The sequence below is a fragment of the Chryseobacterium sp. Leaf404 genome, from assembly GCF_001424145.1.
Lineage (GTDB): Bacteria > Bacteroidota > Bacteroidia > Flavobacteriales > Weeksellaceae > Chryseobacterium.
In genome coordinates this window covers 414,296-437,234 of sequence record NZ_LMQM01000001.1, presented here as the reverse complement: position 1 = coordinate 437,234, position 22,939 = coordinate 414,296, and the positions used below count along the sequence as shown (strand labels likewise).

Sequence of the window (22,939 nt, the reverse complement as noted above, 5' to 3'; positions counted from 1 at the left end):
ATAAAAATAGCATAATTTAGCAGAATGTTAAAAAAGTTTTTTACAGCCATAGGAGAATACATGATCCTGATCGGTAAATCTCTTCAGAAGCCCCAGAAAATGAGGGTTTTCTGGAAGTTGTTTATGCGTGAAATCAATGATTTGGGAGTCAACTCATTTGGGCTCGTGATCTTCACTTCGATATTCGTGGGGGCTGTAGTGGCCATACAGATGTTTAATAACTTCGATGCGTCTTCGTTCCCCATTCCGCCTGCCTTTGTAGGGTATGCAACCAAAGCGGTTTTGGTACTAGAATTTGCTCCTACTATTATCAGTCTTATTCTGGCAGGAAAAGTAGGTTCCTATATTGCCTCAACTATCGGTACAATGCGTGTTTCTGAACAGATTGATGCTTTAGATATTATGGGAGTAAATTCTCCAAACTTTCTGATTTTACCTAAAATACTCGCCTGTCTGATTTTTAATCCTATTTTGATTGCCATCAGTATCGTTTTCGGTATTTTAGGAGGATACATCGCAGGAATCATTACGGGTAGCTGGACAACCGCAGATTATATTGCCGGAATTCAGATGTATATGCCTAATCTTTTCATTTACTATGCTTTCGCCAAAACGATTGTTTTTGCTTTTGTGATCGCTTCTGTTCCATCGTACTTTGGGTATAACGTGAAAGGAGGTTCACTGGAGGTGGGTAGAGCAAGTACACAGGCTGTAGTTTGGACGATGGTCTTCATCATTATTTCAGAATTACTTTTAACGCAAATAATATTAAGCTGATGATCGAGGTAAAAAATCTTAAAAAGAGTTTTGGTGATGTTGAAGTGCTTAAAGGAATTTCAACCACCTTCGAAAAAGGCAAAACAAACCTGATAATCGGGCAGAGTGGATCCGGAAAAACCGTTTTTCTGAAAAGTTTACTGAATGTTTTCCAGCCATCATCAGGGGAAATTCTGTTTGACGGGAGAGATATTAACGTTATGAACCGTGAAGAAAAGCAGCAGCTTCGTTCAGAAATTGGAACACTGTTTCAGGGAAGTGCACTTTTTGACTCCATGACGGTGGAAGAAAATATTATGTTTCCGCTCGATATGTTTACCAATCTTACTTTCAGAGAGAAAAAGAGAAGGGTTTTTGAGGTAATCGGAAGAGTACATTTGGATAAAGCCAACAGAAAGTTTCCCTCTGAAATTTCCGGAGGAATGCAGAAACGTGTGGCGATTGCCAGAGCGATTGTAAATCACCCGAAATATCTGTTCTGTGACGAACCCAATTCAGGATTAGATCCCTACACATCAAACGTGATTGATGATCTTTTGGTGGAAATTACACAGGAATACGACACTACAACCATCATTAATACCCACGATATGAACTCGGTAATGACGATTGGCCAGAAAATCGTTTATCTGAGATTAGGAATTAAAGAATGGGAAGGCGATAAAGATATCCTCATTACTGCAGGCAATAAAAATCTGATTGACTTCGTTTATTCATCAGAATTATTTAAAGAATTGAGGGAGTACATGCTTGAAAATAACAAAACGATTGAAAATACAATCACTAATATTGACGAAAATGAAAAAGGTTCTTAATATAGCTTTAATAAGTTTTTCTGTCGCAGCATCTGCACAGATTTCGCTGGCTGGGAAAGCCAATTTAATTTTTCCTACAGGGTCGCCATCCTGGAGAAATATTTCAAACTCTGCAACCGCAGCATTTGAGAACAAAGGAAGTAACAGTGTTGGTTTCAACGCAGGTCTTTCTGTAAAAGTAGATTTACCTTTAGGATTTTTTGCAATGCCTGAAGTATACTACACCACTTTTAAAAACGAATTTACAGATCCGGTTTCAAATACTACCTTTGATGTAAAAAATAACAGATTGGATGTTCCGCTTTTGGTGGGACACAAGGTTTTGGGTAATACGCTTGGAGTGTTTATTGGTCCGGTAATGAGCTATAATCTGGCTAAGGAAGATACCTACAATGATTTTGTTGAAAATGCCAAGAAGCAGTTCACCGTGGGATATCAGTTTGGTGCACAAATTGAGCTGAAAAGTCTTATACTGAACGCGAAATATGAAGGTGCTTTAACCAAAGATCAGAGGGATTTTGTACGAAGAGTAGGAGGTGCCGGTAATACAGAAACTATTCGTTATGACAACAGAGCTAACCTTTTTATGGTGGGAATTGGTTATAAATTTTAATCCTATTTATATTTAAACACAAAAAATCCTCAAATTAAATTTGAGGATTTCTGTTTTGTTCTCTGTTCAGCTCGGCCTCACGCTGGGCTATTTGCTGAGCTTTAAGGTCCATTTCTGCTTTCTCCTGCTGGAGTTTTTTATATTCTTTACGGCGCTGTTCCTCTTTTATTGCGCTGCCTTTGCTGGAATAGCCCACAATACCTCCGATAATTAAGCCTATTCCTACGCCTCCCATGATTCCCATTACGTGGGGAAGACCAATCTGCTCAGTTGTAAAACCGTCAGTAGTGAGGTAGAACAGTAAGATTGCCAGTGCTAACAGTATGATCCCGGTAATTGTTAAATTTTTCATAGTGATTGTTTTAAAAAAAATAAATGCCCGACCATTACAATCAGGCAGTGTCTTTATTTACATCTTTCCTCCGGCAGCTTTGTAATATTCCAGAGCCTGTGGAAGGTTTTTATTTAAACCGGAGATTCTTGTCTCAGGATTAGGGTGAGTAGAAAGGAATTCCGGCTGTCTTGCTCCTGAAGACGCAGACTCCATTCTTTGCCAGAATGGGATAGACTGTCTTGGGTCATATCCTGCCATAGACATTAAATATAATCCCATTTGGTCTGCTTCAGATTCCTGATTTCTGCCATATTTCAACAATGCAACCTGAGAACCGATAGGGTATGCAGCCTGAAAAACTTTTGCCCACTGTGCATTTGAAATAGAACCACCTAAGATCTGACCACCATACTGAGCCACCATAGACTGAGATATCCTTTCATTGCCATGACCAGCAAGAGCATGAGAAACCTCGTGCCCCATTACTACGGCCAAGCCTGTATCATCTTTAGTAATAGGCAAAATTCCTGTGTAAACAGCTACTTTTCCTCCGGGCATACACCAGGCATTGATCTGCTTATCCTGAATTAGATTAAATTCCCACTGATAATTTGCAAGATCTGCCTGTCTGCCGATGCTTGCATAGTACTTCTCTGCTGCATTTTTTATTCTGTTTCCTACATTTACTACTCTGTTGGCATCAGCTGTGCCTTTTACCACTTTAGAACTTGTAAGTGTGCTTTTGTATTCCTGCGATGCCATCGTAAGAATCTCACTGTTGTTAGCAATCTGTAGTGAAGATCTGCCTGTAATTGGATTGGTAGTACACGCTGCAGCTGTAAATAGAGCAGCTCCCAAACCTAAAAAAAATTTCGTTTTCATTGGATGAAGTGTTAATATTTGCAGTCTTACAATATTTATTCCAAATTAAATGCAATCTGTATCTTAGCACTAAATTTGATATATAAATTAAATAATCTTTAAGATATCATGAAAAAGTATATATATGTATTTTTAATTCTGGGTTTTGTTTTGAATTTTCAAAAGGTAACTGCCCAGAGTAATACGCAGACTCAGACAGATGCTTTGGTTAATTCTGACGAATTCAGTTTTCACGCAGAAAGGGCTAATCCTACAAATTATGATGTGATCAACATTGCCAATTCTCTGCCCGGAGCTCCTGCTGTAAGAATGTTTCAGCTTCAGGGTGAAGGTTATGGTTTTGGTATGAAAAAGAATGAGCTGGTAGTTGTTTTGCCTTATTTTGGAAGAACTTTTAATCCCAGCTACGGTAATCCTGACGGTAACAGCTACAGATTTACCTCAAAAGATTTTACAGTAGAAAAAATGCAGAAGAAAAAAGGAAAATGGATTTATCAGATTAAACCAAAAGATGTAAACAATGTAAGTGATATTTTCATCGAAATATTCAAAAACGGAAAAGCTTTGGTTTCTATTAAAAGCAACGACAGACAGCCCATTTCTTATGACGGCTATATTTCAGCAAATGAAATTTCAGCTAAAAAAGAAAAGCTCTAATCTTTTTCGTTCAGGAATCGGTCAACAAATAATTTTGCTTCAGAACTCGGATTTGAAACCTGTTCTGAGGCATTTTTTTTATGCTTAAAATAAGCTTCTTCAAACATATTATTCTTTTTCAGCGAAGCTAAAATATATGACTGTACCCAATATTCAAAACGTTTTTCAGACTGTTGCTTCCGTACGAGTTCAAATCTTCCGGATTTCTTTTTCAAGGAAATGAAATCGTTAATTTTTTCATACACATCATTCAGTCCCTGATTGTTTAAAGCTGAACCTAACAGAATCTGCACTTTCCAGTCTTTTTCTTTTGGGGGAATAAAGTCTAAAGCACGTTTCAGTTCCAGTCTTGTATTTTTAGCTTTCTGAAAGTTGTCTTTGTTTACTTTATTAATAAAAATGAGATCCGTCATTTCCATGATTCCCCTTTTAATGCCCTGAAGCTCGTCTCCGCCACCGATAATTTTCAGAAACAGAAACACATCAGTAATATCAGCAACCAAAACTTCAGACTGTCCTACTCCTACGGTTTCAATTAAAATATAATCATATCCAGCCGCTTCGCAAATAAGCATTGTTTCAAACGTCGCATTGGCCACGCCTCCCAAGAAACCGGAACTTGGAGACGGTCTGATAAAAGCATTTTCCTCTTTTGAAAGTTCTTCCATTCTGGTTTTATCACCTAAAATACTACCTTTGTTAATTGAAGAACTGGGGTCTATAGCCAAAACCGCAACCTTTTTACCCTGAGAAATAGTCAGCAGCCCGAAATTTTCAATAAAAGTTGATTTACCAGCTCCCGGAACACCCGTGATTCCTACCCGAACAGAATTGCCGGTGAAAGGCATGATGAGTTTCAGTAATTCTTCTGCCTGATGCCTGTGCTCTGCTTTTTTGCTTTCAACCAGAGTAATGGCTTTTGCAATCAGACGTTTATTGCCTGAACGTATTCCTTCAAAAAGTTCGTGTGTGGAAATCTTCATTGGCTCAAAATTAAAAAAATTAAAACATAAAAACTGGCAGAAAAAAATCTTAATTTTAATGTTTCTAAATTAAGATTTTAAAACTCATAATAAATAATGAAACACTAATTTTGTTTTTCAAATTATTAAAAAATGAAAAAACTAATAGGTGGTGCGTTTTTTACTGCATTGTTAATAACATCCTGCACACCAAAATCAACGGCAGTTGCAACAGCAGATACACCTGCAGTAAAAGTAAGTACAGCTGAACAGATTGCACAGGGAAAAACGATTTTTGAAAATTCATGCAAAAAATGTCATGGTTTACCGAAGCCTGATGAGTTTACATCAGTTCAGTGGGTGGGAATTATGAATTCTATGGCTCCTAAAGCCAGACTGAACGATGAGCAGCATCAATGGGTATACGACTACATTGTTTCAGCAAAAACAAAATAATTTCTATTACATTAATCTCTTTCAGTTTTGGAAGAGATTTTTTCTTGCTCAATAAGCTTTTTTTATTTAATTGTAATTATTTTTGTTACATTATAGATTTTACCAATAGTACAAATAGCCTGTTTCTGGGCTTTTTTCTTGAATTTTCTTCTAATTTTGTCCTGTAAAATTTATTCAATACATGGAATTATTAGAAAAACTGAACTGGAGATTTGCTGCAAAAGCGATGAACGGACAGAAAGTATCTCAGGAAAAAATAGACAGAATACTGGAAGCGGCAAGATTGGCTCCCACTTCAAGCGGTTTACAGCCTGTTGAAATTATAGTAATTACCAATCAGGAGATTAAAGAACAGATAAAGCCTCACGCCTGGAATCAACCGCAGATTACGGATTGTTCGCACCTTTTGGTTTTTGCAGCGTGGGATAATTACACCGAAGAGAGAATAAACAAAATGTTTGATTTGACCAATGAAATCAGAGGTTTTAAAAATGAAGGGTGGGAAAATTACAGACAGCAGCTTTTAGCGATGTATCCTCCGAGACCGGCAGAAGAAAACTTTAATCATGCGGCGAAACAGGCTTACATTCCTTTCAGTGCAGCGATTATTGCTGCAGCTTTTGAAGGAGTGGATTCAACTCCGATGGAAGGTTTTTCTCCTGAAGCTGTGGATGAAATTTTAAATTTAAAAGAGAAAGGTTTAAAGAGTGTGCTTCTTCTACCAATCGGTTATAGAGATGCCGAAAACGACTGGTTGGTCAACCTGACCAAAGTGAGAAAATCTAAAGAAGATTTCATCACAGAACTGAATTAAGAGCTAATTTTTTTTTCATAGAAAATCCCTTTCAAACTGTCTTGAAAGGGATTTTTGTTTTATGTAGAATAAACTCAATCTTTAGTCTTTATGCATGTTCTTTGGCAGTTTCGCTGTCAATAGCATTTTGTTTGCTTTTTCCAGTTTTTCAGGAAACATAATTTTATTACGTAATTTCTCCAAACTGTTATCAATAGCAACTAAGGGAAACTTATTATTTAAAATCTTTACATTTTTCATATTTCAAATCTTTTAAATTTTCTTTGCGCTAAAAATCCATCATAATCTATACCAATTTGAAAATCAATAAATTCATCGCCAATTTGACCATAAAGATAGAAATCTTTTTTCATTTGATCATAGAATTTTGTGATTCCCATTCTGTAAAGTCTGGTTCTTGCTTTTGTACTTCCTGTGGCATAGACGTAAACATCAGGAAATTCATTTAGAAATACATACAATGCAGATACGACAGTTCCTAAAATTTTTTCAGTGTCTCCATTATCAGAAACTGACAAATCGTCAATTTCATAAGTTGATTGATTATAATCTCCAAAAGCCAAATTGAAAATTTGCGAATTCGTAGTTTCCTGAAATTCAATAATTTTTCTAATAGCTCCCTTTGAACCTTCACTTATAAATTCAAAACGAGTAAAAGTGCTCTCTGATTTCAAATGGTATTTTTCTACTTTCATTGTAAATTTTTCACGTATAAATTTAATGAAAATTAAAAATCCAAACGAAAATTTTCAGATAACTTAATTACCAGGCTTCCAATCCACAACGGCCCTGATAAACGCCTCCGCATTTTCCACAGGGATATTCGGTAAAATTCCGTGTCCCAGATTGACAATGTATTTATCTTTCCCGAAACGGTTAATCATCTCATGAACCATTTTTCTGATTGTTTCAGGAGTTGAATGCAATCTTGATGGGTCAAAATTTCCCTGCAAAGTCACAGAATTATTAGTAAACTTTCTCGCTAATTCGGGAGTGATTGTCCAGTCAACGCCTAGTGCAGAGGCTTTTGATTTCGTCATATCTTCCAAAGCAAACCAGCAGCCTTTTCCGAAAACCACAACGTGCGTCAATGGTGCCAAAGCTTCAACAATCTTGTTAATGTACTGATATGAAAATTCCTGATAATCTGCCGGAGAAAGCATTCCGCCCCAAGAATCGAAAATCTGAACTGCAGAAACGCCTTTTTCAACTTTTCTCTTCAGATAAGCGATTGTTGTATCTGTGATTTTCTGTAATAATTTGTGAGCCGCTTCGGTTTGCAGGAAACAGAAAGATTTGGCAATGTTGAAATCTTTGGAACCTCTTCCTTCGATGCAGTAACATAAAATCGTCCATGGTGAGCCTGCAAATCCAATCAAAGGAATTTCGTTATTCAGCTTTTCCAAAGTCATTTCTATCGCATCGAAAACATATCCTAAAGTGTCATTCACATCAGGAACAACGATCTTATCCACCTGTTCTGCGGTTCTGATGGGCTCATCCAACCAGGGACCGACTGATTCTTTCATTTTAAAATCAATTCCCATCGCCTGAGGAACTACCAGAATGTCTGAAAACAAAATCGCAGCATCCAACGGAAATCTTCTGATGGGCTGAACAGTAATTTCAGAAGCCAGTTCCGGAGTCTGGCATCTTGTGAAGAAGTCGTATTTGTCACGAAGGGCAATGAATTCCGGCAAATATCTTCCTGCCTGTCTCATCATCCAAACCGGTGGTCTTTCTACAGTTTCGCCACGAAGTGCTTTTAAATATAGGTCGTTTTTAATCATAACTTAGCTTTTGGCTTTTGGCTCATGGCTTTAAACGCTCAAGTTTGCCGACAGCATTTTTAATAAATCTTCTAAATTGTTTTTTCTACTGGTAAAAATTTTATTATCAGTAAATTTTTCTAATTCTTTGGAAGTGGTTTCGCCAATCGAAAAAAGCAGCGTGTTATCCAGAGAATTATTTTTCGCAAAACTACGAACTCCGCTTGGGCTAAAAAAAACTATGGCGTGATATTTCTCATTAATTGTAGGATTGAGCTCTTCAGTTTCATAAACCACCACTTTTTTATACTGAATATTTTGCAGCGGAAGTTTCTTATCCAAAACATCGAGCGCCAGATTTCCACAGAAATGAATGAATTTCTCCTGTGAACATTTTTCAATAATAAACTTTAAAAGCGTTTCGGCATTTTTTAAAACTTTAAAGGTTCCAAAACCGTTTTTCCTAAGTTCTCTCTTTGTTTTTTCGCCAACGCAGTAGATTTTGTTGTAGTTTTTTGATGTAAAATCTTCATCAGGCTTAAAACCGTTTTCAAAAAATGATTTTACGCCGTTTGCACTTGTGAAAATCAGTGAATTATCTTTTAAATCAAAACTATTTACAGAAAGGGATTTTATTTTGATGACCTCAATTGTTTTAAACGAAATAGCACTTCCCAGTTTTTCGGAAATATATTCTTTGTCTAAATTTTTGGTGAATAAAATGTTCATTTTTTTAAAAACAAAGGTGTTTGGGCTGCGAAATGTAAAGAATTCGCAAATACAACAGTAATTTTGTCTTTCCGTAGGAATTTAAACGGTTTTACATTAACGCATTGAGATTCTTTCAGAAAGACAAAAATACTGCTAAAAACCTAACGTTTATTTTTTATATGAAAGATTAGTTTTAAGGCTTGTCTTTTAGTTTTAAATCAGAAACTTTCTGTCTTACTTTGTTCATAAAATCTTTTCCGGGATCTTCTTTTCCTGTGAAATATTTCGGGTCAGATTCTTTCCAAAGTTTTGAATTTCTGAAAACTCCGTATTCCGAATGGCCGATGAGGTATTCAATTTTATATTTTTGAGTTAAATATCTGATTAAGTTAGCGTTGGCTTCGATCTGTTTGTCTGTAAGTGGCTGAGTTTTACTCCCGATATTTTCTACTCCGATGGCGCAGTAATTTAAACCAATCGTGTGTCTCGCAAACTGATTGGGTTCCATCAGCTGATAAACCGTTCCGTCACGATCAACGATGAATTGTGATGAAACATTAAGCGTGCTTTGTCTTTTCAAAGTATTTCTGGCGCTTTCAAGATGTGTATTATTGAAATATTTAAAATTACTTTCCACCGTTCCGCCTGCGGTGTAGTGCAAAACAATTATTTTAGGAACAATGGTCGGTGTTTTCTGGATTAAACCGTGATGGTCTTTCAGATATTCCAGACTCAAACGGACTCTTTCGGCAGAATAGTTAATCGGTTTTTCAATAATTTTTAAACCTGAATTTTGTGCAGAACTGAAATTTAAAACGAATAAAAAAAGAAGGAAAATCACCTTTTTCATGCCTGATTATTTTGAATATTGGTAATGTCCCGTAATCGTAAATTTAAACAGACAATCTTCAATCACCTGTCCGCCACCGATGTTGTGAACAATTAAATACCGTTTTCCGTCCGCTGATTTTTTGTTGACTACAATTCCGATGTGCGTTAAATTTCCGGGAAGAAGCCACGTTACGATATCTCCGGGAGCGTAGAGTGCAGGATTGGTTTCAATAGATTTTGATTTTCCGAATTTGGCAAAGAAAACCCTCAGATTGGGAACTCTTCTGTGGTCGATGTTGGTGTCCGGTCTTTTCAAACCCCAGTTTTTCGGATATTTTGAGAAGTTTTTCTTCATATCTTCATGCACTTCCTTCTGAAGATCAATTCCCAGTTTTCTGTATGCACGAATGACCACATCTGTACAAACACCTTTGTCCGCGGGAACATCGCCGTTCGGATATTTGATTGAAAAATAGGCAGGATCGTAAACTACACGGTCTTTTGTGAGACTCAAAGCAGCATCAGACAGTTTTTGGGCAAACTGATTCTGCGCGTTGGCTGCAAAAAAGAAAAACAGAAGAATGAGTATGGAAAAATATTTTTTCATCAATTAGAAATTTGAAGATAGACTTTCTGTAAAGTTCAAAAATTAAATCCAAACAATAAAGAATCTGAATATAAAGAAATGTTAAGATTCTGGAGAAGTATTAATTTTACCTAAACCTAAACCTAAACCTAAACCTAAACCTAAACCTTAAATCTTATTTTTAATCTCCGCCATCATTTCTTTTCCGCCGTTTTCCAAAACGATATTTGCAAACTTAGCTCCGAAATTTTCTTCTTCATTAAATTCAAAACTTTCGTCGGTGGCGATATAGTTTTTACCATCCAGCGAGCAGAGTGCAGCTTTTAATCTGATTTTATCTTCAAATTGTTCGGCAAAAGCACCAATTGGAGCGGTGCATCCACCTTCCAGCGTGCTGAGGAAATTTCTTTCAATTTCCACGCAGATTTGTGTTTCTCTGTGATTGATTTTAGCTAAAATTTCGTTGATCTCTTTCTTCTCCGAATGTCCGGCAACAGCCACCACGCCCTGAGACGCAGCAGGAATCATCATCGGAAGAAATTCGTAATCGATATCCATTTTCATTCTTTTGATTCCGGCCAGTGATAAAATTGTCGCATCAAAATCCTGTTCCTCCAGTTTCTGAAGTCTGGTCTGAATGTTTCCTCTGATGTCAAAAAATTCCGTTTCAGGATACTGTTTCAGCCAGAAAGCGCGTCTTCTTAAGCTGCTTGTCGCCAATTTTAGTTCGTGTAATTCTTTATTAACGGCAGATTTTCTTCTGATTAAAACATCCTGTGGGAAATCTCTCGCCAGACAGGCCACGATTTCGATATTTTCAGGAAGTTTTGTAGGAACGTCTTTCAATGAATGTACAGCAATATCAATTTCGTCATTCAGTAAAGCAATGTCTAAATCTCTCGTGAAAACGCCTGTGATTCCCAATGAATAAAGGGGTTGGGTAAGATTTTTGTCGCCTGAAGAAACAATCGGAACAATCTCGGTGGTGTAATTTAATTCCTGCAGTTTTTCTGCCACTTCCTCTGCCTGCCAAAGGGCGAGTGCAGATTTTCTTGTTCCTATTCTAATGTTTTTCATTGAATTCATTGTTGGGTTGTTCCACTAAAATTTCGTGCATCAGTTTGCTGATTTCTTCAGCTTTCAAAGGATTGTCGATGATGTATTTTGCAAAACGGTTGGTAATTTTCTGAATCAGTTTTTCAGAAAGTTCCATATCGTTGATGTTGATGTATTTATTTTTTCTGTAAAAGTTGTGCATTTCGTTGCGTTCCATATTTTTCAGAACGGCTTTGAAATGATGAATATTCGGCGCCAGTTTTCTCTTTTTTTCCCATTCAAGAAAATCTTTGGTCATTTCTTTAATGATGACCTCCGCTTTCGGGATTTCCTTCTCCCTCTGCTGAATGGTTGCCTGAATCTGTTTCGAAAGTTCGTCAACATCGATCAAAGTTACATTTTCAAGCTGAGAAACGTTTTTATCAACGTTGTTTGGAATAGAAAGGTCGATAATTAGAATTTCTTTTCCGTTGGTCAAATGAGATTTGTTGATAATCGGAGTTCTGGCACCTGTAGCAACAATCAGTATGTCTGTGTTTTCAAGTTCCTTATCAAAATCAGTGTAGTCAATATTTGGAATATTGTATTTCTCGGAAATCTTCGCTGCTTTTTCCTGAGTTCGGTTGGCGATTTTTATTTTGGGCTGATAAACGTGTTTTACCAGATTTTCAACCGTGTTTTGCCCGATTTCTCCAACGCCGAGAAGAAGAATATTTTTTTCGGTAAGTCTCTTCTGATTGTTTAAAATATAATGAACCGCTGCATACGAAACCGAAGCCGCACCATTGGAAATCCCGGTTTCATTTTTAATTCTCTTAGAAATCTGAATTGCAGAATTAATAGACCTTTCTAGAAACGGATTAGAATTCTGTCTTTCTCTTTTGAAACGTGCATACGCTTTTTTGATCTGCCCAATGATCTCAAAATCACCAATGATTTGACTTTCAAGCCCGGCTGCCACTCTGAAAAGATGTTTTAAAGCTTCTTCTTTGGTTGCGATATTGGCGAAATTTAAAAAATCTGTAAGCTGCACGCCGATCGTTTTGCAATATTCTTCTGCAATGAGAAGGTAGTTGCTGGTGGTGGTATAAATTTCTGTACGGTTGCAGGTAGAAACAACGAAAGCGTCACCAAGGTCCTGCTCGTGAACTTTGGTTACAAAACTTTTGATGTTTTCATCAAAAAAAGCGAATTTTCCTCTTGTCTCAACATCAGCTTTCTCGTAACTTATAGAAAGTACGGCAAAATTTGATGTCTGATGAACTGTAGAATACTGTATCATAAACAGGTGCAAATTTAATTCTTTTTTATCAAAGCATTTTGTGATTTGGTAAATGATAAATATCGTAAAAAGCTATTTATAATGATGATAAACAAAGAACTATTAATCCATTTCCACTCAGGTCATCATTAACAGTTGTTTGAAAATTTAATAAAATTTTAACCAAATAATTTAAAATGAGATTTTATGGCTGATGTTAAATTTATATCTTTGTAAACTTAAACCAGCAGAAACTTATGGGCATATTCGATATGTTTACGCAAGAAATTGCGATAGACTTAGGCACCGCAAATACTCTTATAATACATAATAATAAAATTGTTATAGACCAACCTTCCATTGTTGCTATTGAGCGTTCTACAGGAAAACCAATCGCAGTGGGAGAGCAGGCTAAACACATGCAGGGAAAAACACATGAGGATATCAAGACCATCCGTCCTTTGAAGGATGGAGTTATCGCAGATTTCCATGCTTCTGAGCACATGATTAAAGAGTTTATCAAGAAGATTCCTGGTATTAAAGGTAGATTTATTCAGCCCGCATTAAGAATTGTAATCTGTATTCCCTCAGGGATTACGGAGGTTGAAAAAAGAGCGGTTAGAGATTCTGCACAAAAAGTAAATGCTAAAGAAGTACGTCTGATTTATGAACCAATGGCAGCTGCAATAGGAGTTGGTATTGACGTTCAGAAGCCAGAAGGTAATATGATTATCGACATAGGTGGCGGTACTACAGAAATTGCTGTTGTGGCATTAGGTGGTATTGTATGCGATAAATCTGTAAAAATTGCAGGTGATGTATTTACAAATGACATTGCTTATTTTTTAAGAACGCACCATAATTTATATATCGGAGAAAGAACTGCTGAAAGAGTGAAAATTGAAGTAGGTTCGGCTGTTGAAGATCTGGATGTGGATATCGACGATATCCCGGTGCAGGGTAGAGATTTAATTACCGGTAAACCAAAAGAAATTATGGTGGGTTACAAAGAAATTGCCCGCGCCCTTGATAAATCTATCATCAGAATTGAAGATTCTGTAATGGAAACTTTATCGCTTACTCCTCCGGAACTTGCGGCTGATATTTACAAAACAGGTATTTATCTTGCCGGTGGTGGTGCTTTGCTGAGAGGTTTGGCAGACAGACTTCACAAGAAAACCGGTCTTCCTGTTTTCGTGGCAGAAGATCCTTTGAGAGCTGTTGTAAGAGGTACGGGTATCGCACTTAAGAATATGGATAAATTCAATTTCTTAATTAAATAATTTTAACTTTTTACGACCTTTTATCTGAATGGGATTTTTGCTGAGAATTTTTTCGAAGAACTCTTTGTTTATCTTCTTTATTTTTCTGCAGATCATTGCTCTTGTTCTGATATTTTCTAAAAATGCAATGCAGAAATCGTGGCTTGCAGGGCAAAGTGCTGCTTTTAATGCATGGGTTTCAGGCTATATTGACGAAGGGGTTTCTTATCTGAAACTCAAAAAAACCAATGAAGATCTCGTGGCTCAGAATAAAATGCTGATGACACAGCTTTACGGGAAAGAGTTTGCCAAAAAACCGATGTTCAGAAAAGTTCACGATACTTTAGGCGGTGGCCAGATCTATACCTTTGTAGATGGGGATATTGTTTTCAACAGCATCAACAGAAGAAATAATTATTTCACAATCAATCGTGGCAAAAGAGACGGAGTTTACCCTCAGATGGGTGTAATGGCACCGAAAGGCATTGCCGGAATTGTGATTAATTCTACAGATTCTTACGCTTTGGTTCAGTCGGTATTAAGTACTAAAAATATCAGAGTAAATGCTTCTTTAAAGAAATCGGGTTACTTCGGAACGCTTACCTGGAAGGGTGATAATTCAAGAATAATGCATTTGGCAGATATTCCGAAATATGTTTCCGTAAGAGTGGGTGATACTATTGTGACGGACGGTAAATCAGCTATTTTCCCTCAGGGAGTAATGATCGGAAAAGTCGCAGGATATTCAGTAGACAATCAGACGGGTTTCTGGGATATCTCTGTAGAACTGAGCGAAAAAATGGGAGCTTTAAGTAAAATTTATGTGGTTAAAAACCTGAAGAAAGCTGAAGTGCAGAAAATTCAGGATACCATGCAGGCTGTAATAAAAAAAGAAAATGATTAGCAGAACCATCTTTACTGATTTTTTAATCATAGCTTTTCTTGTGGCACTGCAGATTTTTGTGCTAAACAGGATTACGCCTTTCGATAAATACACTCCGGTTATTTATCCTGTATTTGTCATGTTTTATCCTTTTTTCAGGAATAAATTTCAGTTTCTTGCTCTGAGTTTTATTATCGGGCTTTCCATAGATATTTTCCTGCACTCGGGTGGTAATAATGCGTTTGCGACTACTTTAATCGCCTATTTCCGGACATTGATTTTCCGAACATCCACAGATACATCTACAGATTTCTTCTCATTTCAGTCTCTGCAATGGAGTCAGTTTCTGCTCTTTCTGTTTACGAGTATCTTTATGCATCAGCTGTTTGTGCAGTTTATAGAATTTTTCAAATTCACACGGATTTTTGAAATCTTCCTTAATGTGTTGGTAACAAGTATAATTTCGTTTATATTTATAATCATTTACGCATTAATCTTTAAAATCAAACAAAAAGTTTGAATACACGCTATTTAAAAATCTTCTCCGTTCTCATTGTCATTGCCCTTATTTTTGTGGCAAGACTCTCTTATCTGCAGCTGTTTACAGACCGTTATGCGCTTAATGCTGCCAATACTTCCATCAAAACAGAATATATTATCCCTCAGCGTGGTGTGATTTTCGACAGAAACGGAAAAATTTTGGTGGGAAACCAGCCTGCCTACGAAATTTCTTTCACCCAGGCATTAATGAAGCCAGATTTTGATACCATTGCGTTCTGTAACTTAATGAAGATCTCTAAAAATGATTTCATTAAAAGAGTGAATACCATCAAACAGGAAAAATATTATTCAAAACTCACCCCGATGACGTTCTTCAAAGATTTAAGCAGAGAAGAAATTGCAAGAGTTCAGGAAATTATTTTTAAATATCCCGCTTTCAATATTGTTTCAAGACCTCAGAGACAGTACGAAGTTTCAACTTCCGGAAATCTTTTAGGCTATACCAACGAGGTGAATGATAGTGAAATTAAAAAAGATTCAACCTATTACCTTCCTGGCGATTTTATAGGGAAAAGTGGTGTGGAAAAGGCCTACGAAAAGGAACTCCGTGGCATTAAAGGGATCAAATACATTCAGAAAGACATCAAACTCCGTAACGTGGGGCCTTATAAAAACGGAACTTTGGATAAGGAGGTTGTCACAGGAAAAGACATCACCTTAACCATCGACTATGATCTCCAGAGAATGGCAGAAGAAATGCTGGTGGATAAACACGGTGCCGTAGTCGCCATTGATCCTAATAACGGTGAAGTTCTGGTAGCTGCTACGGGTCCGGACATTGACCCTAACCTTTTTACCGGCCCAAATAAATCAAGAAATCTTTACAGACTTTCTAAAGATACCATCTACGAAAATAAACCCACCTTTGACAGATCGCTTCAGGCAGCGTATCCTCCCGGGTCAACGTTTAAACTTCTGACAGCGCTTGCAGCAATGCAGATGGGCGTGATGACAGATAAAACAATTTTCCCATGCGGAGGAGGTTTTTATTACAGAGGAAAAAGAATAAAAGGCCATGGTGGCGCAGATCCGCTGATTCCGGCAATTCAGGTTTCGAGCAACTGCTTTTTTACCTACGCTTTTATTGCCATCATCAAAAAATATCCGGGAAACCCATCAAAAGGTGTAGATGAATGGAAAAAAATCATGAGCAGCTTCGGTGTCGGTGAGTTTTTAAATAATGACTTCGCCGTTGGTGCAAAAGGAAGAATTCCGTCTGGAGATTTTTATGAAAAGCGTTTCAAAGCAATTATGAAAGCCAACGGATCTCAGAAAGTAGATTTTAAAAACTGGGACGAAATGCCTACCGGCGCCATCTACAACGGGATGGGGCAGGGTGACGTTCTGGTAACGCCGATTCAGCTGGCAAATTATGTATCGGCTATTGCAAACAGAGGTTGGTACTACACCCCTCATATTGTGAAATCAATTGACGGGAAACCAAATCCAGATCCAAGGTTTAAAAAGAAACATCAGACTTTGGTTGATGCCAAACATTTTGAACCGGTTTTAAAAGGGATGGAAGCCGTAGTGCTCGCCGGAACCGCAAGAGGTTTGAAATCCAGTGAGTTTACACAGCTCGCTAAAACGGGAACAGCGCAGGTTCCTCAGGGTAAGGATAATTCTATCTTTGTTTTAATTGCACCTGCCGACAAGCCTAAAATCGTCGTCGTTGCCGTGATGGAGCATGCGGGTTTTGGTGCAACATGGGCAGGCCCGGCCTGTACTGTAATCGCTGAAAAATACATTACCGGAGATTTGAAGCGTGAGCATCTCTACAAAAAAATGATCACCTCGAGTTTTATGCCTGAATACAAACGCCAGTGGATTGCTGATTTGAAAAGGAAAGGTCTCTACAAAGAGCCAAAACCGGATTCTTTAAAACTGAAAAAAATTCAGGACAGTCTTGAAATGGTGAAAAAACAAAAAGCCAAACTTCAGGAAAAAGAAAAAGCAAAATCTTCTAAAAACCCGAAATTATGAAGTGGACGGAAGGAATAGACAAACTTGGGCTGGGACTTTATATTTTGCTGTGCAGTTTTGCCATTGCCAATATTTACAGTGTAAATGATGGTTTAGGAAAAAAACAGCTTATATTTTTCGGGATATCAATCTTCGTAGGCTTAATCATCTTTTTCAGCAGAAGTAAGTTTTTCGAAAATCTGTCAGCTATATTTTACATCGGTGGTGTCTTGCTTTTAATAGGACTTTTTCCTTTCGGAACCGAAATTTTAGGACAGAAAAACTGGTATAAATTCGGAAGTGTAACTATGCAGCCCGTAGAATTTTCGAAGATTGGCACTGCCCTGATGCTTTCAAGTTATGTGTCCGGAGCAGAATTTAATTTAAAAAACAGAAAATCTTTAATCACCACTCTGGCAATCATTGGAATTCCTGCTGTGGTTGTTTTAATGATTCCCGATGTTGGTTCATTGCTCGTCTTTCTGGCATTTTTCATTGCGCTGTATCGTGAAGGTCTGAGTGGTTTATTGTTTGGTATTGGAGGTTTGTTTGCCGGAGTATTTTTAATTTCTCTTGCGATAAATCCGCTCTACGTTGCCATTGCAATTGTGCTGATTTACGCGGTTGCGATATTTTTAAACTACCATAGAATGTCATGGGATGTGATCTCTATTGCTGGTGTTGCGGGGTCTCTTATCCTGCTTTGCGGGTTGGCATTCGGAACACCTTACGTTTTAGAAAAACTTCCGAAACACCAACGAGAAAGAATTGAGGTTTTGTACAAAGGTGAAAAAGCGTTCAGAGATACATCAGGTTACAATTTGCTGTATTCAAAAACCGCCATCGGTTCTGGTGGAATGTTTGGAAAAGGTTATCGTGAAGGTTCCGTTACACAAGGGAAATTCGTTCCTGAGCAGGAAACAGATTATATTTTCTGTACTGTGGGCGAAGAGTGGGGATTTGTAGGAAGTGCTGTTTTGGTATTATGTTATATGGTTTTCATAGGCAGAATTTACTACCTCGCAGAGAAGCAAAAATCAAGTTTTAACCGGGTTTTCGGATATTCGTTTGCATCAATTCTTCTGATGCACTTTTCCATCAATTTGGGGATGGTTATGGGCTTGTTTCCAACGGTTGGGATTCCATTGCCGTACTTCAGTTATGGTGGGAGTTCTCTTCTTGCCTTCTCTATTATGACTTTTATTTTCTTTAAATTAAATTACACCGATAAGAACAGTTTGGTGTAGGGTGTCGGAAGATGGAAGTTGCGAAATAAATTTAAAATTTTTGGTAAGATTTTAATTCTGATATCCAAGTAATTTCCTGATCTGATAGAAAAACCGTTGAATAAGGCGTAAATCCTGCGTTACTATTTCTGCGTTTCCTCTTAATTCTTTATCAAATTTCAAGGTTTTATTATAAGAAGTTTTGAGGCCTTTTTGTAGAACGATATCTACATAATAATTTCCTTTATCATCCGGAATCATTGATATATTCTTTACTTTTCCTTCTATAATTCCGTATTCCTGAAAACGGTAGTTGTCTAATTTAATTAAAACTTTTTGACCTGTAATAATTTTCCCGGAGTTGGCTGTTGGTACAGACATTCTGCCAACTAATTGCTCTGTGTGATCTGGTAAGATAGAAACTATAGGATCTCCTGCTTTTACAAACTGATTTTCACCAAAAAACTGCTGGAAACTGGCTACGCCATTTGTAGAAGAGGCAATAATATAGCTTTGTTCCCATTGCTTCAGAGATTTTCTTAACTGCTCAAACAGTTGCAGTGTCTGGGAAGAATAATTGATTTTGTCTTTTTCTGAATTAATGGTAGTTCCGCTTTTCGTTTTATTCAAATTTGAGACGCTTTCCTGCATCTGAGAAATAGAGATGTTAATATTTTCTAAGTTCTGCTTAGCCTGAAGATATTTTATTTTCTCATTCTCCATTTCCATCGCAGCAATTACGCCCTGATTATACAAATCCTCTGAGCGCTGGTAATTCCTTTTGGTTAGCTCATATTTTGTAAGCTCCATCTTTTTTTGAATTTGCAGGTTGGCAATTCTGCCTTTTGATTCAGTTAAACTTTGGTTGGGTGCTAAACTTTCAGGAGCATAAGGCTGCAATCTTGAAAATAAGCTTTCATCCTGAAAAGCTTTTGAAAAGTTATTGTAATCTCCCTGCAGTTCACCTAATTTAAAATGCGATGCTTTGCTGAGGGGAAAAGAAAGCAGTTCGTTTGGAGAAATAGAATCAACCAATTTTTTAAGCTCCAATACATCAGAATAATTTGCCGTAGACTGCAGAACAAACAGAATATCTCCTTTTTTTACTTTCTGATGGTCTTTTATAAAAATTTTTTCAATTTTCGAGTTGCTTCTTGCTTCAATTTTCTCGGGAGGATTTTGCGAAGTGACCACAATGGGTGCCGGAACAAATTCGGGATATTTGATGATATAACTCATTATTAGGATTAAAATAAGAGTCAGAAATATTATTGTATTGCCCCATCGGAATATCCAGTGAGGTGGCTCTGTAAGGATATCCTGAACGCTTTCTGAGCGAAGTTCAATATGATCTAAAATGTTTTTAATTTCCAAGTTCCAATTGATTTTTTACGAGTCTGTAATATTCTCCTTTTTGTGCTACCAGCTCAGCGTGATTGCCTTCTTCAACCACTTTTCCTTTGTCCAGTACAATAATTTTGTCAGCATGTTTTACGGTGGAAAGCCTGTGTGCGATCACTATTGCAGTTTTGCCTTTATAGAATTGCTCCAGATTTTCCATGATTACTTTTTCATTATTTGCATCTAAAGCAGAAGTGGCTTCATCAAAGAAAATATATTCAGGAGATTTATATACAGCTCTTGCGATGAAGAGCCGCTGTTTTTGTCCGCCACTAATTCCTACACCTTCATTTCCAATTTTTGTATTGTAGCTGAGAGCTAAATCTTCAATAAAATCTTTGATATTGGCTATTTCTACGGCTCGCCTCAATTTTGTTTTGTCTACATAATCTTCACCAACTGCGATATTATTGGCAATTGTATCGTTAAAAATATACCCTTCCTGCATTACAACTCCACACTGGTCTCTCCAGAATCTGGGCGAGATATTTTTCATTTGTGTACTCCCAATTTTTATTTCTCCTTCATTAGGTTCGTAAAATTTCATTAATAGTTTTAAGAGTGTTGTTTTTCCGCTTCCGCTGGCTCCGACTATTGCAGTTGTTTTTTGGAAAGGAATAGTTAAACTTAAATTTTCAAAAACGGGAATATCTGAACCAATATACCTGAAAGACATATTATCAATCTCAATGTCTTTTTGCGGAATTTCTACAGCATATTGCTCGTTTTTATTCTCTTCATCTGCTTTATCATGAATTTCGCCTAATCTTTCCAAAGAAATTTTTGCATCCTGAGTCTGTTTAATAAAATCGATTAACTGAAGTAGCGGACTGTTTAATTGTCCGATAATATATTGTACGGAAAGCATCATCCCTAAAGTAAGATTTCCTTCCAAAACAAGTTTTGCTGAAAGAAAACTTACCAAAATATCTTTCATCTGATTAATGAAATTACCTCCTACAGATTGCCACTGTTCTAATGAGAGCGATTTTATTCTTAATTTAAATAGTTTTACCTGCAGAAACTCCCAGTCCCAGCGTTTTTGTTTTTCGGCATTGTGCATTTTGATTTCCTGCATGCCGTTGATGAGTTCAATAACTTTGCTTTGTTCCTGAGAAACCTGTGAAAATCTTTTGTAATCGAGTTCTTTTCTTTTATTTAGAAAGAAGGTAATCCAGCCTACGTATAAAATTGCTCCAACCAGATAAACAATAAATAATCTGTAATCATAAAACAGCAGTATGATGCTGTATATGACAAGGTTGACTAATGAGAAAAGTGTACTTAATGACGAGCTTGTTAAAAGCTGTTCGATCCGGTGATGATCGTTAATACGCTGCATAATATCTCCTGTCATTCTCGTATCAAAGAAACTTATGGGGAGTTTCATTAATTTGATAAAGAAATGTGAAATAATGGAAATATTGATTCTTGTAGAAAGATGCAGTAATATCCAGCTTCTGATAATTTCAATTCCCATTCTACCTAAGAAGAGCATTACCTGAGCAATCAAGACAAGATATATAAAATTCAGATCCTGATTTTGGATTCCTACATCAACGATACTTTGGGTTAGAAATGGAAGAATCAATGATAATAAGCTACCTGCGAGCAGACCTACTGCCAGCTGAAGAATCATCGATTTATATTTCAGTAAATATTTTGACAGAAACGAAAAGCTGGCTTTGCTTTCTTCATCATCAAATTCAGTTTGAAAAAAAGCAGGTGTAGTTTCAAGTATTAAAGCAATCCCTTCTTCAGTATTTTCATTGGCATTTTCGCCAATCCAGAACTTTATAAACTCTTCTTTTGTGTATGTAATCAGACCGTAACTTGGATCTGAAACTAAAACCATCCCCCTTTCCCCCAAAGGGGGAGCCATTCTAAAAAATTTGCGCAAAATTTTTCCATTTTTCTCCCCTTCGGGGGAAAGGGGGATTATCCCATACACCACCACAAAATGCTGCTTATTCCAGTGCACAATGCATGGTAAAGGAACTTCATCTGCAAGGGTATTAAAATCAATCTGAACTCCCAGCGAGCGAAAGCCTAAATCTTCAGCTGCGTCGCTTAAGCCTAATAACGAGCTACCTTCTCTTGTGGTTTCTGAAAGATTTCTGATTTGTTGAAGTGAAATCGATTTGCCATAAAATTTACTGATAATTCTTAAGCAGGTTGGACCGCAATCTTTGGTGTCGGGTTGTTTGTAGAATGGGAATTTTTTTTTCAATGATAATTAGTATATGAACACTAGTATTCAATTTTGTGATTAATCTCAATAGGGTTGTTATTATCTTTTAATTTTTTTTGCATTTCTACTGTTGCTTCACGACCATCTATAGCTATGTTTTTACCATTGCCATCATCCTTATAAATAGGCCACATATTTCTTTGCTTTAAATCGATGTAGGGATCGTTATAATAAATTTTCATTTTGTCTTTGAACTGTTCAAAACTAAGAGGAATTCCTATTTTTCGACCTTTTATAAACAGGATTGAGCTTTTTATTTCTACAAGTTTAAAACTGTAATCTTTTTTATTGTCTTCAATCTCAAGAATTAGCCCTGGAAGCTTACAAAAAACATAAGGTCCATCAGGAATTGGAATTTCTTCAGTATACCATCCTGTCCAATTTCTACCACCATATTCACATACTGCTTTTTTTGCTTGAAATTCCCCAATTTTTTTCGTTTCATCTATAATATTCCAATTTAAATTTTCTGTAATAGAAATATCATAGATATCATTAAACCTTGTTCTTATTTTTTTTGTAATGATACTTTCTTTTAAATCTTTAACAATGTAGATCTGCAGAGGTAAATTCTGATCAGATTGGTATCCATATTTACCATTTTGAATAAGCGAGTCAGATTTTTTTTCAATTTCTGACCGAAAAATTGATACATATTCATTTCTATCTAAATAATAAAATTCAGAAATTATTTTATTATTTGCTTTACTTGTCATTTCATAAATGAATATTTTCTGACTCAAAACAAAATTTGGACATGATATAAAAAGAATCGTGTATAAAAATACTATTCTCATTCTTTCTCGTTTTCAAATTTTATAATAGGTCAAGTCTTACACTTGACCTATTAAATTAATTAATCGCGTTGA

General features: G+C 36.6%; 25 protein-coding genes. 11 read left to right on the top strand and 14 right to left on the bottom strand.

Annotated features, from left to right (window positions below):
• Positions 1–24: 24 nt before the first annotated feature.
• The 3 genes from ASG31_RS02025 to ASG31_RS02015 are packed head-to-tail and all read left to right on the top strand — an operon-like array spanning position 25 to position 2,205.
• On the top strand, positions 25–777 hold the full coding sequence (locus ASG31_RS02025; RefSeq protein WP_056027396.1) for an MlaE family ABC transporter permease: 753 nt from the start codon (positions 25–27) through the stop codon (positions 775–777).
• Positions 777–1,592: an ABC transporter ATP-binding protein gene (locus tag ASG31_RS02020; protein ID WP_056027394.1), complete on the top strand. Its 816-nt coding sequence runs from the start codon at positions 777–779 to the stop codon at positions 1,590–1,592. Before ASG31_RS02025 ends, ASG31_RS02020 begins: the two co-directional genes overlap by 1 nt.
• Positions 1,576–2,205 (top strand): outer membrane beta-barrel protein, encoded by a 630-nt coding sequence (locus ASG31_RS02015; RefSeq protein ID WP_056027391.1) that lies wholly within the window; start codon positions 1,576–1,578, stop codon positions 2,203–2,205. Before ASG31_RS02020 ends, ASG31_RS02015 begins: the two co-directional genes overlap by 17 nt.
• Positions 2,206–2,239: 34 nt before the next feature.
• On the opposite strand, the gene ASG31_RS02010 is transcribed toward ASG31_RS02015, so the two are convergent.
• The gene (locus ASG31_RS02010; protein ID WP_056027389.1) at positions 2,240–2,557 is read right to left on the bottom strand and encodes a hypothetical protein; all 318 of its coding nucleotides are present in this window, start codon (positions 2,555–2,557) and stop codon (positions 2,240–2,242) included.
• Positions 2,558–2,614: 57 nt separating this feature from the next.
• Positions 2,615–3,421, bottom strand: a complete 807-nt coding sequence (locus ASG31_RS02005) for a M48 family metallopeptidase (protein ID WP_056027387.1) — start codon at positions 3,419–3,421, stop codon at positions 2,615–2,617.
• Positions 3,422–3,529: 108 nt separating this feature from the next.
• Here ASG31_RS02005 and ASG31_RS02000 point away from each other — a divergent pair, with 108 nt between their 5' ends.
• Positions 3,530–4,078: a DUF4251 domain-containing protein gene (locus ASG31_RS02000; RefSeq protein WP_056027384.1), complete on the top strand. Its 549-nt coding sequence runs from the start codon at positions 3,530–3,532 to the stop codon at positions 4,076–4,078.
• Here the strand turns inward: ASG31_RS02000 and meaB are convergent.
• A complete protein-coding gene (meaB, locus tag ASG31_RS01995) occupies positions 4,075–5,061 on the bottom strand; it encodes a methylmalonyl Co-A mutase-associated GTPase MeaB (RefSeq protein ID WP_056027381.1) in 987 nt (328 codons plus the stop codon). The genes ASG31_RS02000 and meaB overlap by 4 nt on opposite strands.
• A 132-nt stretch (positions 5,062–5,193) precedes the next feature.
• On the opposite strand from meaB, the gene ASG31_RS01990 reads away from it, so the two are divergent.
• Both ASG31_RS01990 and ASG31_RS01985 read left to right on the top strand, forming a co-directional pair.
• Positions 5,194–5,496, top strand: coding sequence for a c-type cytochrome (locus tag ASG31_RS01990; protein WP_056027378.1), 303 nt, complete (start codon positions 5,194–5,196; stop codon positions 5,494–5,496).
• A 181-nt stretch (positions 5,497–5,677) separates the two neighbouring features.
• Positions 5,678–6,310: an NAD(P)H-dependent oxidoreductase gene (locus ASG31_RS01985; protein WP_056027375.1), complete on the top strand. Its 633-nt coding sequence runs from the start codon at positions 5,678–5,680 to the stop codon at positions 6,308–6,310.
• Positions 6,311–6,391: 81 nt separating this feature from the next.
• On the opposite strand, the gene ASG31_RS18690 is transcribed toward ASG31_RS01985, so the two are convergent.
• The 8 genes from ASG31_RS18690 to hemA all read right to left on the bottom strand — a co-directional run bounded on the left by ASG31_RS18690 (position 6,392) and on the right by hemA (position 12,545).
• Positions 6,392–6,550 carry a hypothetical protein gene (locus tag ASG31_RS18690; protein ID WP_206549380.1) on the bottom strand — a complete coding sequence of 53 codons (159 nt, stop codon included), beginning with the start codon at positions 6,548–6,550 and terminating at the stop codon, positions 6,392–6,394.
• A complete protein-coding gene (locus ASG31_RS01980) occupies positions 6,547–7,005 on the bottom strand; it encodes a DUF6934 family protein (RefSeq protein ID WP_056027373.1) in 459 nt (152 codons plus the stop codon). Before ASG31_RS01980 ends, ASG31_RS18690 begins: the two co-directional genes overlap by 4 nt.
• 63 nt (positions 7,006–7,068) lie before the next feature.
• The gene (gene hemE, locus ASG31_RS01975; protein WP_056027370.1) at positions 7,069–8,100 is read right to left on the bottom strand and encodes a uroporphyrinogen decarboxylase; all 1,032 of its coding nucleotides are present in this window, start codon (positions 8,098–8,100) and stop codon (positions 7,069–7,071) included.
• Between the two features lie 30 nt (positions 8,101–8,130).
• Positions 8,131–8,808 (bottom strand): uroporphyrinogen-III synthase, encoded by a 678-nt coding sequence (locus tag ASG31_RS01970; RefSeq protein ID WP_056027367.1) that lies wholly within the window; start codon positions 8,806–8,808, stop codon positions 8,131–8,133.
• A gap of 175 nt (positions 8,809–8,983) precedes the next feature.
• Entirely contained in the window at positions 8,984–9,640 is a 657-nt protein-coding gene (locus tag ASG31_RS01965) for a peptidoglycan recognition family protein (RefSeq protein ID WP_056027364.1), read from the bottom strand.
• 6 nt (positions 9,641–9,646) lie between these two features.
• Positions 9,647–10,228 (bottom strand): DUF1287 domain-containing protein, encoded by a 582-nt coding sequence (locus ASG31_RS01960; protein WP_056027361.1) that lies wholly within the window; start codon positions 10,226–10,228, stop codon positions 9,647–9,649.
• Between the two features lie 147 nt (positions 10,229–10,375).
• Positions 10,376–11,284: a hydroxymethylbilane synthase gene (hemC, locus tag ASG31_RS01955; RefSeq protein ID WP_185113188.1), complete on the bottom strand. Its 909-nt coding sequence runs from the start codon at positions 11,282–11,284 to the stop codon at positions 10,376–10,378.
• Positions 11,271–12,545, bottom strand: a complete 1,275-nt coding sequence (gene hemA, locus ASG31_RS01950; RefSeq protein ID WP_056027356.1) for a glutamyl-tRNA reductase — start codon at positions 12,543–12,545, stop codon at positions 11,271–11,273. The genes hemC and hemA overlap by 14 nt, the downstream gene beginning before the upstream one ends.
• A 236-nt stretch (positions 12,546–12,781) precedes the next feature.
• On the opposite strand from hemA, the gene ASG31_RS01945 reads away from it, so the two are divergent.
• The 5 genes from ASG31_RS01945 to rodA are packed head-to-tail and all read left to right on the top strand — an operon-like array spanning position 12,782 to position 18,439.
• A complete protein-coding gene (locus ASG31_RS01945; RefSeq protein WP_056027353.1) occupies positions 12,782–13,807 on the top strand; it encodes a rod shape-determining protein in 1,026 nt (341 codons plus the stop codon).
• Between the two features lie 28 nt (positions 13,808–13,835).
• Positions 13,836–14,690: a rod shape-determining protein MreC gene (mreC, locus tag ASG31_RS01940; RefSeq protein ID WP_056027350.1), complete on the top strand. Its 855-nt coding sequence runs from the start codon at positions 13,836–13,838 to the stop codon at positions 14,688–14,690.
• Complete coding sequence (locus tag ASG31_RS01935) at positions 14,683–15,189, top strand: hypothetical protein (RefSeq protein WP_056027349.1); 507 nt, start codon at positions 14,683–14,685, stop codon at positions 15,187–15,189. Before mreC ends, ASG31_RS01935 begins: the two co-directional genes overlap by 8 nt.
• On the top strand, positions 15,186–17,213 hold the full coding sequence (locus ASG31_RS01930; RefSeq protein ID WP_056027347.1) for a peptidoglycan D,D-transpeptidase FtsI family protein: 2,028 nt from the start codon (positions 15,186–15,188) through the stop codon (positions 17,211–17,213). The genes ASG31_RS01935 and ASG31_RS01930 overlap by 4 nt, the downstream gene beginning before the upstream one ends.
• Entirely contained in the window at positions 17,210–18,439 is a 1,230-nt protein-coding gene (rodA, locus tag ASG31_RS01925; RefSeq protein ID WP_056027343.1) for a rod shape-determining protein RodA, read from the top strand. Before ASG31_RS01930 ends, rodA begins: the two co-directional genes overlap by 4 nt.
• A 51-nt stretch (positions 18,440–18,490) precedes the next feature.
• Here the strand turns inward: rodA and ASG31_RS01920 are convergent, their stop codons facing one another.
• From ASG31_RS01920 to ASG31_RS01910, 3 genes are all read right to left on the bottom strand, one after another.
• Entirely contained in the window at positions 18,491–19,657 is a 1,167-nt protein-coding gene (locus tag ASG31_RS01920; protein WP_231433710.1) for an HlyD family secretion protein, read from the bottom strand.
• Positions 19,658–19,781: 124 nt separating this feature from the next.
• A complete protein-coding gene (locus ASG31_RS01915; protein WP_056027337.1) occupies positions 19,782–22,049 on the bottom strand; it encodes a peptidase domain-containing ABC transporter in 2,268 nt (755 codons plus the stop codon).
• A gap of 20 nt (positions 22,050–22,069) precedes the next feature.
• Positions 22,070–22,867: a GLPGLI family protein gene (locus ASG31_RS01910; protein ID WP_056027334.1), complete on the bottom strand. Its 798-nt coding sequence runs from the start codon at positions 22,865–22,867 to the stop codon at positions 22,070–22,072.
• Between the last annotated feature and the right edge of the window lie 72 nt (positions 22,868–22,939).

Bases quoted from the DNA above. Each gene is read 5' to 3' on its own strand.
- hemE (WP_056027370.1), bottom strand. From the start codon at position 8,100: ATGATTAAAAACGACCTATATTTAAAAGCACTTCGTGGCGAAACTGTA.
- ASG31_RS01990 (WP_056027378.1), top strand. From the start codon at position 5,194: ATGAAAAAACTAATAGGTGGTGCGTTTTTTACTGCATTGTTAATAACA.
- rodA (WP_056027343.1), top strand. From the start codon at position 17,210: ATGAAGTGGACGGAAGGAATAGACAAACTTGGGCTGGGACTTTATATT.
- hemC (WP_185113188.1), bottom strand. From the start codon at position 11,284: ATGAAAAACATTAGAATAGGAACAAGAAAATCTGCACTCGCCCTTTGG.
- hemA (WP_056027356.1), bottom strand. From the start codon at position 12,545: ATGATACAGTATTCTACAGTTCATCAGACATCAAATTTTGCCGTACTT.
- ASG31_RS02000 (WP_056027384.1), top strand. From the start codon at position 3,530: ATGAAAAAGTATATATATGTATTTTTAATTCTGGGTTTTGTTTTGAAT.
- ASG31_RS01985 (WP_056027375.1), top strand. From the start codon at position 5,678: ATGGAATTATTAGAAAAACTGAACTGGAGATTTGCTGCAAAAGCGATG.
- ASG31_RS01910 (WP_056027334.1), bottom strand. From the start codon at position 22,867: ATGAGAATAGTATTTTTATACACGATTCTTTTTATATCATGTCCAAAT.
- ASG31_RS01920 (WP_231433710.1), bottom strand. From the start codon at position 19,657: ATGAGTTATATCATCAAATATCCCGAATTTGTTCCGGCACCCATTGTG.
- ASG31_RS02010 (WP_056027389.1), bottom strand. From the start codon at position 2,557: ATGAAAAATTTAACAATTACCGGGATCATACTGTTAGCACTGGCAATC.
- ASG31_RS02025 (WP_056027396.1), top strand. From the start codon at position 25: ATGTTAAAAAAGTTTTTTACAGCCATAGGAGAATACATGATCCTGATC.
- ASG31_RS01960 (WP_056027361.1), bottom strand. From the start codon at position 10,228: ATGAAAAAATATTTTTCCATACTCATTCTTCTGTTTTTCTTTTTTGCA.
- meaB (WP_056027381.1), bottom strand. From the start codon at position 5,061: ATGAAGATTTCCACACACGAACTTTTTGAAGGAATACGTTCAGGCAAT.
- ASG31_RS02005 (WP_056027387.1), bottom strand. From the start codon at position 3,421: ATGAAAACGAAATTTTTTTTAGGTTTGGGAGCTGCTCTATTTACAGCT.
- ASG31_RS02020 (WP_056027394.1), top strand. From the start codon at position 777: ATGATCGAGGTAAAAAATCTTAAAAAGAGTTTTGGTGATGTTGAAGTG.
- ASG31_RS01945 (WP_056027353.1), top strand. From the start codon at position 12,782: ATGGGCATATTCGATATGTTTACGCAAGAAATTGCGATAGACTTAGGC.
- ASG31_RS01965 (WP_056027364.1), bottom strand. From the start codon at position 9,640: ATGAAAAAGGTGATTTTCCTTCTTTTTTTATTCGTTTTAAATTTCAGT.
- ASG31_RS18690 (WP_206549380.1), bottom strand. From the start codon at position 6,550: ATGAAAAATGTAAAGATTTTAAATAATAAGTTTCCCTTAGTTGCTATT.
- ASG31_RS01970 (WP_056027367.1), bottom strand. From the start codon at position 8,808: ATGAACATTTTATTCACCAAAAATTTAGACAAAGAATATATTTCCGAA.
- mreC (WP_056027350.1), top strand. From the start codon at position 13,836: ATGGGATTTTTGCTGAGAATTTTTTCGAAGAACTCTTTGTTTATCTTC.
- ASG31_RS01935 (WP_056027349.1), top strand. From the start codon at position 14,683: ATGATTAGCAGAACCATCTTTACTGATTTTTTAATCATAGCTTTTCTT.
- ASG31_RS02015 (WP_056027391.1), top strand. From the start codon at position 1,576: ATGAAAAAGGTTCTTAATATAGCTTTAATAAGTTTTTCTGTCGCAGCA.
- ASG31_RS01980 (WP_056027373.1), bottom strand. From the start codon at position 7,005: ATGAAAGTAGAAAAATACCATTTGAAATCAGAGAGCACTTTTACTCGT.